General features: G+C 62.1%; 17 protein-coding genes and 1 pseudogene. 7 read left to right on the forward strand and 11 right to left on the reverse strand.

The window, feature by feature from the left end; genetic code table 11:
• The first annotated feature begins 4 nt into the window (after positions 1-4).
• Positions 5-895: a 5-bromo-4-chloroindolyl phosphate hydrolysis family protein gene (locus tag Thiofri_RS05770; RefSeq protein ID WP_009150765.1), complete on the forward strand. Its 891-nt coding sequence runs from the start codon at positions 5-7 to the stop codon at positions 893-895.
• On the forward strand, positions 892-2,001 hold the full coding sequence (locus Thiofri_RS05775; protein WP_009150766.1) for a toxic anion resistance protein: 1,110 nt from the start codon (positions 892-894) through the stop codon (positions 1,999-2,001). Before Thiofri_RS05770 ends, Thiofri_RS05775 begins: the two co-directional genes overlap by 4 nt.
• Before the next feature lie 123 nt (positions 2,002-2,124).
• Here the strand turns inward: Thiofri_RS05775 and Thiofri_RS05780 are convergent, their stop codons facing one another.
• Entirely contained in the window at positions 2,125-2,907 is a 783-nt protein-coding gene (locus Thiofri_RS05780; protein ID WP_009150767.1) for a hypothetical protein, read from the reverse strand.
• A gap of 337 nt (positions 2,908-3,244) precedes the next feature.
• Positions 3,245-3,787, reverse strand: a complete 543-nt coding sequence (locus Thiofri_RS05785; RefSeq protein WP_009150768.1) for a hypothetical protein — start codon at positions 3,785-3,787, stop codon at positions 3,245-3,247.
• Between the two features lie 97 nt (positions 3,788-3,884).
• On the opposite strand from Thiofri_RS05785, the gene Thiofri_RS05790 reads away from it, so the two are divergent.
• Positions 3,885-4,523: an ABC transporter ATP-binding protein gene (locus Thiofri_RS05790; protein ID WP_009150769.1), complete on the forward strand. Its 639-nt coding sequence runs from the start codon at positions 3,885-3,887 to the stop codon at positions 4,521-4,523.
• Entirely contained in the window at positions 4,520-5,314 is a 795-nt protein-coding gene (locus tag Thiofri_RS05795) for an ABC transporter permease (protein ID WP_009150770.1), read from the forward strand. Before Thiofri_RS05790 ends, Thiofri_RS05795 begins: the two co-directional genes overlap by 4 nt.
• Before the next feature lie 26 nt (positions 5,315-5,340).
• Here the strand turns inward: Thiofri_RS05795 and Thiofri_RS05800 are convergent, their stop codons facing one another.
• The 4 genes from Thiofri_RS05800 to Thiofri_RS05815 all read right to left on the reverse strand — a co-directional run bounded on the left by Thiofri_RS05800 (position 5,341) and on the right by Thiofri_RS05815 (position 9,573).
• Positions 5,341-5,742 carry an SPOR domain-containing protein gene (locus Thiofri_RS05800; RefSeq protein ID WP_009150771.1) on the reverse strand — a complete coding sequence of 134 codons (402 nt, stop codon included), beginning with the start codon at positions 5,740-5,742 and terminating at the stop codon, positions 5,341-5,343.
• Between the two features lie 183 nt (positions 5,743-5,925).
• Complete coding sequence (locus Thiofri_RS05805; protein WP_009150772.1) at positions 5,926-7,695, reverse strand: NAD(P)H-binding protein; 1,770 nt, start codon at positions 7,693-7,695, stop codon at positions 5,926-5,928.
• Positions 7,692-8,924 (reverse strand): hypothetical protein, encoded by a 1,233-nt coding sequence (locus Thiofri_RS05810; protein ID WP_040857518.1) that lies wholly within the window; start codon positions 8,922-8,924, stop codon positions 7,692-7,694. The genes Thiofri_RS05805 and Thiofri_RS05810 overlap by 4 nt, the downstream gene beginning before the upstream one ends.
• 94 nt (positions 8,925-9,018) lie before the next feature.
• A complete protein-coding gene (locus Thiofri_RS05815; RefSeq protein WP_009150774.1) occupies positions 9,019-9,573 on the reverse strand; it encodes a Uma2 family endonuclease in 555 nt (184 codons plus the stop codon).
• A gap of 344 nt (positions 9,574-9,917) precedes the next feature.
• On the opposite strand from Thiofri_RS05815, the gene Thiofri_RS05820 reads away from it, so the two are divergent.
• On the forward strand, positions 9,918-11,012 hold the full coding sequence (locus Thiofri_RS05820; protein WP_009150775.1) for an amidohydrolase family protein: 1,095 nt from the start codon (positions 9,918-9,920) through the stop codon (positions 11,010-11,012).
• Between the two features lie 385 nt (positions 11,013-11,397).
• Here the strand turns inward: Thiofri_RS05820 and Thiofri_RS05825 are convergent, their stop codons facing one another.
• A complete protein-coding gene (locus tag Thiofri_RS05825; RefSeq protein ID WP_323706018.1) occupies positions 11,398-11,526 on the reverse strand; it encodes a hypothetical protein in 129 nt (42 codons plus the stop codon).
• Between the two features lie 109 nt (positions 11,527-11,635).
• Between Thiofri_RS05825 and Thiofri_RS05830 the strand changes: the two genes are divergently transcribed.
• Entirely contained in the window at positions 11,636-12,259 is a 624-nt protein-coding gene (locus Thiofri_RS05830) for a HyaD/HybD family hydrogenase maturation endopeptidase (RefSeq protein WP_009150776.1), read from the forward strand.
• 289 nt (positions 12,260-12,548) lie between these two features.
• On the opposite strand, the gene Thiofri_RS05835 is transcribed toward Thiofri_RS05830, so the two are convergent.
• The 3 genes and pseudogenes from Thiofri_RS05835 to Thiofri_RS05845 form a co-directional block, all read right to left on the reverse strand.
• Entirely contained in the window at positions 12,549-13,205 is a 657-nt protein-coding gene (locus tag Thiofri_RS05835) for a VPLPA-CTERM sorting domain-containing protein (protein WP_009150777.1), read from the reverse strand.
• 512 nt (positions 13,206-13,717) lie between these two features.
• On the reverse strand, positions 13,718-13,903 hold the full coding sequence (locus Thiofri_RS05840) for a hypothetical protein (protein ID WP_040857524.1): 186 nt from the start codon (positions 13,901-13,903) through the stop codon (positions 13,718-13,720).
• Between the two features lie 76 nt (positions 13,904-13,979).
• Positions 13,980-14,216 (reverse strand): annotated as a pseudogene (locus Thiofri_RS05845) (NAD-binding protein); the annotation flags it as partial.
• Between the two features lie 370 nt (positions 14,217-14,586).
• Here Thiofri_RS05845 and Thiofri_RS05850 point away from each other — a divergent pair.
• Entirely contained in the window at positions 14,587-14,730 is a 144-nt protein-coding gene (locus Thiofri_RS05850) for a hypothetical protein (RefSeq protein WP_009150778.1), read from the forward strand.
• A 76-nt stretch (positions 14,731-14,806) separates the two neighbouring features.
• Here the strand turns inward: Thiofri_RS05850 and Thiofri_RS05855 are convergent, their stop codons facing one another.
• On the reverse strand, positions 14,807-15,160 hold the full coding sequence (locus Thiofri_RS05855) for a hypothetical protein (protein ID WP_009150779.1): 354 nt from the start codon (positions 15,158-15,160) through the stop codon (positions 14,807-14,809).
• Positions 15,161-15,333 lie beyond the last annotated feature (173 nt).

A 15,333-nucleotide genomic window follows, 5' to 3' on the forward strand; every position in this document is an offset into this window, starting at 1 on the left:
CATCATGTCACTCGACCGTCATGACATCAGCGGCGATGTGCGCCAAGCCGCCAACAGTGCTCGTCAAAGCTGGCAGCGCTGGCGTGAAGGGCGCCCAAAAGCCCCGCGCATGCTGTTGCTATGGCTGGCGACCGTCCCCCTGATTCCGGCCGCTTTTGCCAGCCTGGTCACTGGCCACCTCAGCGCATTCACCGCCGATGCCCTGGCTTACGCGCTCTTTGCCGTTGCCGCCATCCTCGCCCGGCGCGGTTATCTCAACAGCACGCGCGAACCACGCCGACGCTTCTCCCGTCGCCTATATCTGCCGTTGCTCAATGTCGCTGGCGTGCTGGTGGGCGCGGCCACTGCGATCACAGCCATTGCGGGTGCTGGCTACGCGGCTTCGGTCGGCTTGGCCTTCGCGCTAGTGGCGATGACTGGCTTCTTTCTCGCCTACGGCATGCAGCCCTGGCTCAAAGGCGAGCGACTCGAAGCCGTCGACCGCGAATCCCGCTTGGTCGCTGAGGCCTTAGCCGAGGCCGAAAGCCGGCTGATCCAGATCGAGCAGGCCGCGCACGCGCTCGGCAATCAGGAGCTGCGTGGCCGGCTCTCGCGCATCGCTGCCCATGGCCGGGATATCCTGGCACAAATCGCCGCACGGCCCTCGGACCTCAGCCGCGCCAGGCGCTTTCTGACCGTGTTTCTCGAAGGTGCTGAGCAGGTTTCCAAGGGTTACGTGCACACCCATCGCCATACGGATTCAGCAGAACTCGAACAACGCTTTCGTTCGGTATTGGTCACCATCGAGGATCAGTTCATCCATCAGCGCCAGCGCCTGACCCAAACCGATGTGACCGATCTGGATATCCAAATCGAAGTACTGCAAAAGCAGCTTGAGCAGGAGGCCATCACATGACAGTAGCGACTGAACAGTCCTTAAAATCCGCGCCAACCGACAGCCAAGAGCAGCCGGCGCCCGCGCCAGCCTCTAGCTCGGCCGACATCAAACACCTGCTCGCCGAAATTGACCTGAGCGACAGTCAATCCATCTTGCACTTTGGTGCCAAGGCTCAGCAGCAGCTCACGCAGGTCTCGGAGCAGATGCTCGAAGGGGTGCGCGCCAAGGACACCGGCCCCGCCGGTGATGCGCTGAATAACATGGTCGGACAATTGCGCGGTTTCGATATCGAAGCGCTCGATCCCAACGCCAAGCGCGGACTGCTCGGGCGTCTGTTCGGCAAGACCAAACAGGTGCGCAAGTTCTTGCAGGAGTATGAAGAAGTCCGCGACCAGATCGAGCGTATCAGCATGGAGCTTGATCGCCACAAGACGCGGCTGATGACCGATGTGGTCTCGCTTGATCGTCTCTATGACGCCAATCTGGATTATTTTCGCGAGCTGGAGGCCTATATCGTCGCCGGGGATGCCAAGCTGGCCGAACTCGACCGCGACACCATCCCGGCACTGGAGGCCGAGGCCAGCCAGAGCGAGGACATGGTCAAGGCGCAAAATCTGCGCGACCTGCGCGGCGCGCGCGACGACCTGGAGCGCCGCGTGCATGACCTGCGCCTGACCCGCCAGGTGACCATGCAGGCGCTGCCGAGCATTCGCCTGGTGCAAGAGAACGACAAAGGGCTGATCAACAAGATCAACTCCACCCTGGTCAACACAGTGCCGCTGTGGCGCCAACAGCTCGCTCAGGCGATTACCATTTTCCGCTCCGGGCGCGCAGCCGAGACGGTCAAGGCCGCCACTGACCTGACCAACGAGCTCCTCATGGCCAATGCCAAGAACCTCAAACAGGCCAATACCCAGGCGCGCACTCAGATCGAGCGCGGGGTGTTTGATATTGAAACCGTCAAGGCCGCCAATCAGGCGCTAATCACCACCATCGAGGAGAGCCTGAGCATTGCCGATGAAGGGCGGCGCGCGCGCGCTGCAGCTAGTCAGGAACTCAGGCAGCTTGAGACCAATCTGCGCCAGGCGCTGAGCAAGGCGTCAGCGCCAACCCGGCACGGCTGACAGGGGTATTATCAACCGGCGCCGGATGGGTAGCTGGTTACCCATGGGTGCGAGTTGCGGCCATCCGGACGAGTGCATTCGCCCCACAGGTTGGCCACTGCCGTATTTGTCTGAGCAATCGCGCTAAATGTCGTGCTTCTCGTCCGCCAGGCCAAACCCAAGCAACTCCAGTAGCAGACCAGTCACAGCACCGCCGACAGCGCCGCCGAGCGATCCGTTCGGGATCTGCTCGAACAGGTGTTTTAGGCTGCTGCCCGCATCGAGCTCAAGTCCGGCGCTGGTGGTGCCGACCATTAGCCAGACACCCACACCCACCACGCCGGCAATCCAGGCTGCGACCAGCGGGCCGCCCAAGCGCGTCCAGGGCCAGCCAGAGCAGCCGCGCAGCAGCCAGTGGTGATTGAGCTGAAAGAGCGTGCCGACCAGGGCCACCACGCCGGCCACGACGACCATGTCGTCGATGGGTTTTACATAGAGCTGTAGCGCAATGGCAATGGCGAGACCAGCGCCGGCACCGGCCAGCAAACCGGTGAATGTCACCCCGAAAGCGCGCGCATTTGCCTCCCTGCCACGATTGAAAAACAGGCCGGCAATCAGGCCGGCGCTGGCCGCGACCGCAGTGATGATTGCCAAATCGACCACCTGCAGGTAGAGCATGAGATAGGCAATTGAGGCTAGCACTCCGGCAGCGGCACCCACCAGCGCCACGAACATGGCGCTATACAGCGCCGCCGTGGTCATGGCGGCAGCACAGGCGCCGATCAGCAGTGGATACCAGCTCTCGAAACCAAGATCGCCAAGCATGTAACGCATGGACACGAAAACAGCGCCGAACACCCCGCCTGCAAGCCCCCAGATGAAGAGCATCAGCAGTGCCCGCGCCAGCTTTTTGATTAAAAACATCATCCATCCTCCGGTATCTGCATGAGCCCGTCCCGGCGCCCAAGGGCGCGCGGCGCGCATTTGCGGAAAGTTCTATGCAACTTTGTCTTAGCGCGCGGTCCGGGTCCCGGTTTGGGTCTCGGTTTGGGTCTGGCCGCGCTACCTATTCTTATTATCTAACGAAAAGCCTTGGTCCCTCGCCGCCAGTTCGAGTAGGCTAACCCCCACCAGCGAACATTCTAACCCGATGCCCAGAGCTTTCGGGAATACAAATCGCGCCGCACGGATTGCTGGAGTGGTCACCGGGCTTGCAACAAGCAAAGCGTCAGCCAGATTACTGGCAGCCCTCAGCCGTGCAGAATCAGTTCGGACGCGCCAGCCAGATCAGCGCTGCGTCCTCGCGCGCCTCGGGCTGCTCAGCAGGCAGCATCACTTGCCCGCCCGTGTCAGTCATCCAAATTAGCACCGGTTGTTGTGCGGTTGACTCTTCCTGGGGTTCGCCGAGCCCTTCGCGCAGTGAGCGCTCAAGCATCTCGTGATAGGGGCGGCGATAGCCGAGTTGCAGTACACGCAGCTGCTCCCCGGCAAAATAGAGTTGCGCCGAGCGTGCCGGCAAACCGTTAAAGGAGGCGATCTTAGCCGCGCATAGCCGATCTCCAAAGGCCGTCGCCACGGTGTCACAGTAGAACTCCACCTTTGGGAATTGCTCGCGAATCAGCGCCTCGGTCACTGCGGGCGAGAGCTTCTCATAGGCGATATTAAAGCTCGGGTTGCCCAGAATATGCAGCAGGAACAAATCGCTTCGGCGCCTGCCATCCTCGGTGAACATCAGCCAGGTAATGGGGCCGATCACCAGCGCAAGTGACAGTAGGAGCTTGTAGGAACGTGGTAGCTTTGGTTTCATGCCTTAGATTCTAACCCGCATGGCGGTGTATCGCTGCGGAAGATGCATCTGTCAGATTCAAGACCAAGTTCGATTCGCGTCTGCCGCATATTCGCCTATGACTCGCTTATCACTGCAAGCCCTACAACCTCGCTACGGGCTGGCGCCGGTTGACCTGGACATCCCGGCCGGGGCACTGGTGCTGCTGTCCGGGCCGTCGGGATCTGGCAAAAGCCTGCTACTGCGTGCCATCGCCGATCTGGATCCGCACCAGGGGCAGGTTCTTCTTGGCGGGCAGGCGCGTTCTGCCATGGCTCCAGCTGACTGGCGCCGGCGGGTTGGGCTGCTGTTGGCCGATTCCGGCTGGTGGGCGGAAACTGTTGGTGCGCATTTTCCAGATGCCGGCGGGGCAGGGGCCGCATCAACGTCCATTGCCAATTTGCTCGACGGGCTTGGTTTCGCTTCTGATGTCATCGACTGGCCGGTTGCGCGCCTGTCCACCGGTGAGCGCCAGCGCCTGGCCTTGGCGCGATTGCTCGCCAACCAGCCCGAGGCATTGCTGCTCGACGAACCCACGGCCAATCTCGACCCCGGCAATCGCGAGCGAGTCGAACGCCTGGTGCTGGACTACCGCCAAGCGCGGCAGGCCGCTGTGCTCTGGGTCAGTCATGATCCCGAACAGCGCGCCCGTCTGGCGGCACACTCCGGAGCCCGGCGCTTGCTGATTGATACACCCCGCCTGGTGGAGGAGTCATGAATCTCATCCTGCTCAGCCCCTGGGATCTCAGCCTGGCCGCACTGCTGGTGTTGCTGCTGGCCGGGCTGTCGTGGCGGCTGCACCTGGGCGTGGAGAAGCGGGTGCTCATTGCGGCTGCGCGCAGCACGGTGCAACTCATGCTGGTCGGGCTGGTGCTGGGCAGCCTGTTCGCCACGACCCACTTTTGGCTGATTGGCGCCATGGCTGCGTTCATGCTTTCGGTAGCCGGCTGGGAAGTGCGCGCGCGGCAAAAGCGCCGGTATCGCGGCTTCTGGGGCTACGGCATTGGCGCGCTGTCGATGTTTTTGTCGTCCTTTAGCATCACAGTGCTGGCGCTCACGGTGATCATTCGAATCGAGCCCTGGTATCAGCCGCAGTATCTGATCCCGCTGCTCGGCATGCTGCTTGGCAACACCATGACCGGGGTCGCGGTGGCGCTGGATAATCTCACCCGTCAGGCCAGCGACGGGCGCGCGCTCATTGAGGCGCGCTTGTTGCTCGGCGCGCGCTGGGATGAGGCCATCGGCGAGATGCGCCGCGATGCCCTGCGCTCCGGGCTAATTCCCGTCGTCAATGCCATGGGCACCGCCGGCCTGGTCAGCCTGCCCGGCATGATGACCGGGCAGATTCTTGCTGGTAGCCCACCGTTGGAGGCAGCCAAATATCAGCTGCTCATTATGTTCCTGATCGCTGGCGGAACAGGACTCGGCAGCCTGACAGCGGTCTGGATCGGCTCTCGGCGGCTATTCGACGAGCGCGAGCGGTTACGGCTTGATCGCCTGGGTTTATAAGGAAGACATTTGTGAGTCAGGGCGACTCACTCCAGCACACGTTCGCTGGCCTGCTTCACATAGGCATCCGGCACCAGCTCTTTCAGGCCGCTGGTGGTCAGTTCCCGTTGGGCCGCTGCTGCGCTCGGGTAGGGCCCGAGCATCACGACATAGAGGCCGGGTGTTAGTCCGCGATAGAAGGCGGTTTCTGACACAATCAGCTGCTCGGAGGGGAAGTTCCGCTCAACGGTGCCCGCGAGCAGGTGCGCCTGGTTTAGGCCAGCCTGGGTCTCGGGCAGGCTGCCAAGGATCACGAACCAGCCCGGTCTCCAGCCCGGATCGGCAGCGCGGGTCTGGCCAAGGGGCGCAATCGCGATGAGAAATCCGAGCGCAAGCAGGGGCCAGATTGTGCGAAAAAATGTTGTGGCATTAAGTGTTTGTGTTGGCATTGGTCATTCTCCGGCGCCATGCAGGCGCGGTGGTCCAAGAAGGCTTTGTGGTCGCAGAAAGCATACAACCAACGATCAGTTGAAGTCGCAGAATTCTGTTTTCCATTGTAAAGACAAAAAATACTACCTTCCGGCAACGTCGACATCGTTCCCGCCTGGCGTTGGCTGCTGCGCGAGTAATGGCTAACGCGCGGAAACCAGTGTTGCGAGGCGATGCTGGTAGCGACGCATAACCCACAGGTGCAGCGGGGCCTGGGTGAAGCGGTAGATGGCCCAGGGCAGGGCGGGGGCATAGTCGTGGATCGCGGCCATGGTGTAACGGCCGTCGAGCAGGGATTGGAATTCGAAGCGCGGCAGGGCCTGCTCGGTTGCGGGGGCATTGGGGCGGGCGAGCAGCCCACCGGCGATGCGATAGACGCGCCGCTCGCTGGTGCTCAGGGCAGGTTCCAGCTCGAGGCGCAGCAGGGTGATGCGGGGCCAGCGAGTGGTGACGGTCCAATGGCGGGACTCCTGGTTGGAGCTATGGCCGGACCTGTGCTCGATACCTCGATCGGCCACTGCTAGCTTGGCCGCCGGATTGTTCGGCGGATTGGCCGGAGTAAGCTCGGTCTTGATGAGTCCGAAACAGCAGCGACCGAGCCAGCGGAAGTAGTTGCCGGCGACCCAGGCGGCATCCAGGCCGGGCGGGGTGATGATGCGTTGAATGGAACGCACCAGACTCTGCTGGCGCATGCGCGCTCGGTCGGCTGGCAACCAGACAGCGCGCGGACTGATCGGCCGAGTTGGCTTGTGGGCTGGCTTGTCTACTGGCTTATGAGTTGCCTGGCGCGCTGGCCTGTGGGTTGGCTGGCGGGCCAGTGGGTTTTGCGCTGTCAGCACTTGCTCCAGCGCGGCGCGAAAGCCGAGTGCCTCAGGCGCGATGGCTTGCTGCACCGGGTTGTCGCGCAGGTGATTGTCCTCCGGCAGGCTTTCGACAATGGCGCCGACCAGGGCAGGCGGGGCGCCGGCGACCCAGCGGGCCGTTAGAGCGGCCAGGCGTTTCGGCAGAACGGGGACGGGGATGAATCTCCGCTTGAGGCCGAGCGCATCCGCCGTGGTGCGCAGCATCTCGGCGTAGCTCAGGCCGTCGGCGCCGCCGATGTCGAAGGCGCCGGTGAAGTCTTGCGGGCGGCCGAGGCAGTGCAGCAGGGCGCGGATCAGGTCTTGCAGCGCGATCGGACGGGTCAGGGATTGGGCGCTCGGCGGCAGCAGCATCACCGGGAGCCGGCGGACCAGGTCGATCAGCAGCGAAGGGCCGGAGCCGCCGGGGCCGACCACCAGGCTGGCGCGCAGGGCGGTGACCGGGGAGCCGCGCGCGGCCAGCACCATCTCGACCTCGCGGCGGTTCCATAGCAAAGGTGCGAACTCGAAACCGCGTGGCAGCAGGCCGCTGACGAACAGGATCTGACGCACCCCGTTGGCGGCCGCCGCTTGAGCGAAGTTATCGGCCAGAATCAGGTCCATATCGCGCGGTTGCGCCTGGGTGAGCCGCGAGGACGGCGCCTGGGAGTGGACCAGATAGATGGCGACATCGACATCGCGCAGGCCATGGCGCACGGCGTCCGCCGAGAACAGATCGCAATGCTCCCAGTGGATATTGGGGTGCGCGCTGGGGCGAGCGGCGCGGACCTGCGAGCGGGTCAGGGCGCGGACCTGATAACGCTTGGCGAGTTCTGGGCAGAGCGCGGTGCCGATGAAGCCGCTAGCGCCAGCGACGGCGATTAGGCGGAAGGCACCCGAGCCCGATAGCTTGCTGTGGGATAGGTTCTTGTCTGAGCTGGCGTTTGGCGCGATGCCCGAGTGCTTGTTTGAGGTGCTGCCAGAGGTCGCGCCTGACCCGTCCACTGCTGCGGCCGCCGAGGTGCTCCCTGGTGCCCGTGCGCCCACGACGTCCGTATCAGTCCTGGTGGTCATGGCCGGGGTGATTGGGATCGATTGCGGGTGTCGAGAAAGGCCCGCAGCAGGCCGGCGTGGTGGGCGTCCAGTGCCTCGCGCCGGGCGATCTGGTCGGGCTCGGCCTGGAGCGCGCGGGCGGCGGCGAAGATGTCGGCCAGGTTGTCATCGGCTGGCGAAAAATCGGGGTCTGACGGGACCAGGCCGGGGCTGGTCAACAGCAGCCAGGCGGGGAAGTCTTCGCTGTCGAACTCGGCGTCGCTGTCCTCGAACCGCTGCCAGGCCGCCGCCAGGGCCGGGTCGGGGAAGTCCTTGGCCAGCAGCAAGCGTGCGGTCTCATCCGGGTGCTCCCAGCACTGCCACAGCCAGTCACGGCGGGCGGTGTGCGGGTCGCCGTCCTGCCAGCAGGCACGGGCGTGTAGCCTGACCAGCTCGAAATGGCTGCTCCAGTCCGGGGTGGACTCGATTGCAGTGCGTGTCTGTTGCCAGTGCTCGGCGCGGGACCAGGCCATGGCCGGGTGATGCGCGGGATTGGCTGGCAGGTTGTCGCTGCCGCCGGCCGCCGTCAGGTCCTCGGCCAGCGCTGTCCACAGCGGTGCCAGATAGTCGCGCGCGCCTGCGCCGAGCAGGTGGCGGGCAATCGGGACTATGGCGTCGAGCGCCTGAAAGCGAACGCTGGCATCGGGCATGGCGGCCAGTGTCGTGGAGGCGTCGATGAGTTGCTGCCAGCCAGCGAGCTGGGGATGAGTCGGGCGCTGCTCGCGCAGTTGGGCCAGTGCCTCGGCGGCTGCTTGTGGGCGACGGGCGCGCAGGGCCGCGCGCAGGCGTTCCTCGAGCAGGGTCGCGCCGCTGTCGTGGAATAGATCGAGCTGCTTGCGCGCCGGGTCGGGCTCAAGCCGGGTGCCAAGCAGCGCATCGAGCGGCGGCTCGGTGGCGCCCCCGCCGACCTTCAGCGGTGTGGGCTCCGGCCCCCAGCGCTCGAGCGGCTGGGGCTGACCGATCAGACCCTGGGCGCGGGCATAGCTGTGCAATTCCGAGAGCAGTGCGGCCAGCTCGGTGGCTTTGGCCTTTGGTTCGACGCGCAGCAGGGTAAACAGCTCGGGCTGCCGGCCGAGGCGCCAGGCCTCGTAGTCCGCAAAGCGCAACCAGCCGGCGGCGAGCAGGAACTCGAAGGGATCGAAAAGGTTTTGTTCTAGCAGGAGTTGGTCCAGCATGCGTTGGGCCTCGCTGCGGTCTTGAGGTTGGAGCATGATGAACGGATGGGGGTGGGTTTTGAGACAGCAGGTTTGCGAAACTGCTAACACGAGACGGTGATCCACCCCGGCCCCTTATATCTCTCTTTAGTTAACCGAGCAGGTAATCCAGATCGATGGCGACGGCCTCGAAGGGGGGAATACGCATCTTCCGCTCATCCGGATCGGTCGCGGTGACGCTGGCGATGACCCGATAAGTATCGCCCTCGAGTTGGAAGGCGATCAACGAGCGTTCCTCCGGCCAGATGAGCCAGTAATGCGGCACCCCTTGGCGCTGCAAGAGCAGAAACAGCGTCAGGGTGTCTTTGCGCTCATGGCCTGGGGAGATGATTTCACACACCCAATCGGGTGGAACATCAACCACACCGCACGGACGCTCTGGCAACCGCTCCTTGCGCCACCCCGCGAGGTCGTGGGTTGGGCATTGGTGCAGCGAATAGCGCACGCTGATCTCGCTGGCGATCCACCAGTCGCCCGGCCCAGACGGATGATCGAATGGACCAAGTTCAACCGAGGCGCGATGCTGCACCACGCCATGCTCCGCGCGCGCCATCGGACGCTGAACAATCTCGCCGTCGATCAGCTCGACGCGCTCATCCTGGGTGTCGAGCAGGTCCTCGACGGTTTTGAATTTTAAGGCTTCCATGATGAGAAGTGTAAACTGCCCCAAGGCTTGGTGGGAAAAAAAGTCTCACCGGGCGCGGCCCAGAGCGCCCCGATAACAAGTCCTGTTGCGCCGCTTTCGCCGCCTGTCATGTGCGGCGCCAGTCGCGCGTAGAGTGCCCGGTTGAAACCGGATTGAGAATGATGACCTATTTTGATCAGCAAGCTCCCTGATGGAATAGAATTCCCCATCGCCTGTCGTTTGCTGACGATCTGGGATGCTTGCCATAACGGCCGCCCTGGTGTCGGCCATGCGCTGGGTTGGAAATGACAAGGCTTATTGTCCCGAGCCGTTGCGCTGATTCATTGCCAAAAAAAGGAGCGGACATGGATCGCAGAGCATTCTTAAAAATCACCGCCGCGGGGCTACTGGCTGGCGCAACCCAGCGGCTATCAGCGCCCTTTGCAGCCATGGCCCCACCCAATGTTGGCGCGGACGCTACCATCAGCTATTCGATTGCCGACAGCCATTTTCACTATGCGGATTTTCTGCAAAAAACCGAGGGAGTGGACGCCTTATTGCAGTCCATGAAGGCCGCAGGCGTGGATCACATCATGTTTTCCGGCATGCCTCTCGTCAAGAAATGGGATGCCGCGGAGCCGGAAGAGCCCAAGTACTACCTCGACGATAACGCCCGGGCCTACTGGTATTCAGCCACGGACTTTGTGGTGGCCAGGCGCTTTTTGGAATTGCCGAGCGAGGTCCGTTCCCGCTTCCATCCGTTTATTTGCGGGTTCAACGCCACTGACAAACACGCCGTGATGCACGTGGAGAGAATGCTGGCGGAATACCCTGGTCTGTGGCAAGGCGTGGGCGAGGTTTTCGGACACCGCGACGATCTGACCAACCTGACCTACGGTGAAACGGCTCGGGCCAACCACCCGGCCCTGGACCCGATCTACGATCTGGCGGGCCAAAAAAACCTGCCCGTCAATCTGCACAACAACGCCACCTCGCGTAACCGGCTGGATAAGCCAATTTATGTGTATGAGGTACAGGAAGCTCTGGCCCGACATCCTAAAACCGTGATCATCTGGGCTCATGCCGGGCTGTCACGAATGCTGGATCTGGACCAGACCGCCTATACCGGACTATTGCGGGAGATGCTCGCCAAACACGACAATCTGTATATCGATCTGTCCTGGATCATCTTCGAAAACTACGTCCAGACCTCCAGTCTTGAACCGCGCATCCGCCCCGAATGGCTAAGCCTGATCTCGGATTTTTCCGGCCGGTTCATGATCGGCTCTGACAACATCGGCCATTTTGCCACCTACAACCAGAACATTTTAAAATATTACACTCTTTTGGATGCCTTGAAGCCTGACGCAGCGCGAAAGGTGGCTCTGACAAATTTTTTGGGCCTGCTGCCACAATCTGGTGATGACGCGCATCAAGGGCTGATGCCCTATCCATCATAATGGACAGAGCCATCGCGGAGGCCACGCCATTGCCCATGTCGCGGCCGTTCTTGACCGCGCAGGTCTGACATGAATACTGAGTCGAATCCGAATATTTCCGACTAAAAGCGCGTTGGTGTGGTGCCGCTCGCTTTCGCTAACCATTCAGGAACAGACCTCATGCAAGACAGATTGAACGCAAGCGCCATGGCCACTATAACGCTCATGGTCCCGGCCGACGGGAAACCTCGGGTGGGTTCGTCGATGATCAGGAGTTCAGGCTTGGTGAATTGGCACTTGGCCAGTATCACTTTTTGCTGATCGCCTTTTGCCGCGGTTTGGGTATGCGCTGGGCCGGGGGTTGTGACAACACGGTTAGTTCCTTAGAAACAGGGTCTAACCGATGTCACTGAATCCGCTGCGCGCGCATCTGTAGCCATTTTTGCTCGGCTGCTTGGCATTGGCGCCAACGCTTGCCGAGACAAGCGAGTGCGCGATCCAAACCGCGCGCCCGGTGCTGGAGTATAGGAAGCATAAACGCTCTGCTATCCAGGTCGTTCAAGTATCGATCGATCGGTCGTTTGGCGGCTGTCAACGCTGCTTTCGAGGGAATATCGACCTGAGTCCCAGCCTTCCGAGCCGCGATGCTCGACCACCACGGCGATCCGCCGGCTCCGGGGGACAGCCCCCAGGCCGACCGGCTCGCCGAGGTCAAGGCGCCCAATGCCCTAATCATCGGGCTCGGGCACCTGCTGCTCAGCGACGAGGGCGTCGGCATCCATACCCTGCGCCAACTGGAGCAGGGCTTTGATTTCACCCCCGAGGTCGAGCTGGTCGACGGCGGCACCACCGGCCTCGACCTGCTCGAGCTCTTTCGTCAGCACGACCTCATCCTGCTGCTCGATGCCCTGTTCGCGCCGGATGCCGCGCCCGGCGATATCCAGATCCTGTGCAACGATGCCATCCTCGCCGCCCTGTCGAAGAAGATGTCCATGCATCATCTCGGCATCAGCGACGTCCTGGCCCTGACGCAACTGCTCGACTACCGCCCGAGCGAAATCGTCCTGCTCGGCGTGGTTCCCGAGAATCTGGAACTCGGCACCGAGCTCTCCGCCCCGGTCCAAGCTCAGTTGCCCGAAATCCTGTCCCGCGTCCAGAAAATTCTCGGCGACTGGAAGATCAGCATGCGGCCGCGCCAGGCTGGCGGGGTTATCCCCTCCCCCACCGGCGCCGGGCTCTTTCTCGGCACCGCGCTTGACGCGCATTAGGCTGGGTGCCGGGCGCGGAGGTCTGGCGGCCTTGATCTGATCAGGGGATGCCGCAGCAGTGAAGCCTACAAGGAAGTATTCACGGCGCCCCCCGCGCCCGCGTTGAGTTGTGACCGGAACCCGCGCGCAGGCGTCGCCATCGCGGTCACCGATCTGATTGAGAAGCCGGGAATAGCCGCCGCTCGCGCAACCCGAGCCTTGAACGCCCGTCGCCCCAGTTGACCTCGCACCCACAAAAAAAGCCCGCGACAAAGGCGCGGGCTTTTCACGGCCGAGGCGTGGCTCTAGGTCATGTTGATCTGCGCGCCAGTCCAGCAAAGCCCAGCAAAGCGGAACCGAACAACCAGACGGCGCCGGGGATGGGGACGGTGGTTAAAACGTCCTGTGCCGGCTTTCCATCTTCTGTCGTCAAGTTGAGCACCCGAACATTGCCAATTCCTCCCCAGTCCCACGTTTCATTATCATTCGCTTTTGCATGGGTTACCATGTCGATGTATATATCTGCATCATTCTTTCTCGTATAATCTTCATCTTCGAAATACCAGATCGCGTTTTGGAATCCTGTAGCATCCTTTGTCTTGTCAAATACAATTTCCCCAATGACATATTGGTTGTAAAGCCATGCGGTCTCCGACGACAGAGCGTCGAAACCCTGATCATTAGCCCCATACTTTCCATACAACTTGGGACCACTCTGCGCTCCGGTATTAATGACAGCCTGATAAACTGAGTTGGGCTTTATTTTCTCCTTCATCTCCAAGCAAAACGTGAAAAAGCTGCCTGGTACGCCATCAAGGTCTTCAGTATCCTTCACCGTAAACTTAAATGGCCCACCACCATCGGCGCTATGCAGTTTAGGCCATGATGAAAATTCCACGGTTCCAGCCAACGCATGAGAACCTGCCAACAAAGTGCCAAGCGCAAGCAATGCGGTGAGCTTTTTCATAACACTTCCCCTCGTTGTGAAGTTGAATTCGCCGGTTAGGGGCCGATTTTCGAGTCCGGGTTTACATGCACCCGCCGCGGACAGGATTTCTGGCTCCTGGCCATGCGGCGGGACCGGACGCATTTCGTCGATTCCGAGCCAATCACCACGGCAGCTACTCAGATCCGAATGCCCAAACACCAGCCACTGTTGGAGTTTCGCTGACCTGAGTTTAGTTGTTTTCCCCTATATCAGCAAGTAAAAACCTGGAGTCACCGACGGCATGTCCTCGCCCCAAGGGGTGATGAATCGCGGCCAGAACAGGCATCATGCAGGCGCGTCACGCGCGCCGATCCGAGAGAATGGCCGCCAGTCGCGAGCAACGCCAAGCTGGCAAGACCTTGGCTGGTATCCTCGAAAGTCACGCGTGCGCGGACCGGCCGCGCGACGCCAATGATGCACGCCTGCCTCCCAGCCCGGCCCGGCAATCATTCGGGGGATGAGATGATGATTAATCGCCCGCGCAGTCGCGCTCAATCGCCACGGTTGAGATCCTCCGGCACCTCCTCGCGTACCAGGGCATAGCCGCCGCCGCAGGCGTTGTCGAGCAGCATGTCGACTTCCTCGGTGGCGAGATCGAGCGCGCTCAGGGTTTCCGCGGCCAGGCGCAGGCTGGCCTCGACCGCTTCGGGAAAGGCGCGGGTGGCGCCGGCGCGCAAGAGCGCGTCGCAGGCAGTCAGGTCGCGCGCGCGCGACGATCATCACGCCAGGCGCATAGGCGCGGATCAACTCGGTGGCCTTGATGGCGGCGCGCTGATCGTCGATGGTCAACACGACCAGATCGACCTGATCGATGTCCACCGTCTCGAGCAAATGCGGATCGCCGACATCCCCGTAGTAGAACGGACAACCCTCGCGGCGCCAGCTCGCGACTAACTCCGGGTTGGACTCGAAGGCGACATAGGCGATGCCATTGCCAGACAAAATGGCGCCGATGGTATGGCCAACGCGACCGAAGCCGCCGATCACCACCCGCAGCGGACCATGGCCAGCGCCGTCCCCACCAAGCCGCAGCGACGGATCGACCGGGCTTTCGCGGTCCCGCGCCAGGCGAGTATAGGAAGCATAAACGCCCTGCTCCCCAGGTCGTCGAAGTATTGATCGGTCGTTTGGCGGCTGTCAACGCTGCTTTCGAGGGAATATCGACCTGAGTCCCAGCCTTCCGAGCCGGGAAATTGTCCGTCAGTGGGGCGAGTTGGGGCGGGTTCTGCCGGTTAAGGCGAGCGCTTCCCTAGCTGGCCTTTCAGGGTCGGCGCCGGTGATGTGGGGCGGGTGGTAGGCTGGTGGTAGGTTCGATCAGAACCAACGCGCCTGCGGTGGCGGCAAGCTCAAGGATGCGGGTGTGAAGCTTTACGTCTGCGGTCAGGCGATCGTCGATAGCGGTTACTACTATCAGAACGTGCGTGACGACATCGGCGTCGCCTTGGGCGCGCTGGCGGCCGAAATCGAGCTGGGAGCCCAGGGTTACACTGTCATGAAGCTCTAGGAGCTCTAAGCGCGATCACGCTGACAGTGATACGCCGCGCGTGAGGCACGCGCAGTCTTCCCCGGTACCTTTGTTGTCACGGGTAAGCGGCCGGGTTCATGTGCTCATCGGACTTGTTCTGGACGTTCCGCAGCAGCTCTGGCTGCGGGACATCGAGTCGCAGTCCGAGCCCCTCGCGGCTGCCGCGGGCGACTTGGGCGGGTAGGCGCCATTGGCGTCCGCTGTGCAAAAATTCCAGTTCAACCGGGGTTCCGGGCGGGAGTGTGAGCGAATGGACGCTCACCTCAAGCTCATCGCTCGAAAGTGCGCGCAGGCGCGCGCCCTGGAAACGGCGTTTGCGATAGCGGATAAAAACGGGCAGCTCAAGGCCAAGGCCTGGGTCGGCGTCGGCGTCTGGTGACGCGGCCCGGGTGATGGGTTCCCTGTGCATGGAGGCATCCCCTCAAGGTAATCGTGTTAGCTCGAAACAGCATGGGATCTGGTCTCGGCATCGCTGGCACCTGCAATCCCAGGATGATGCGAGGCAGCGATTGCTCGAAGACTCATGGGGCGATTCATCGTTCGAGCGATGATTGATCTGGCATCGCTCGATCGGCAGCAGCG

It is taken from the genome of Thiorhodovibrio frisius, from assembly GCF_033954835.1.
In the GTDB taxonomy this organism is placed as follows: domain Bacteria; phylum Pseudomonadota; class Gammaproteobacteria; order Chromatiales; family Chromatiaceae; genus Thiorhodovibrio; species Thiorhodovibrio frisius.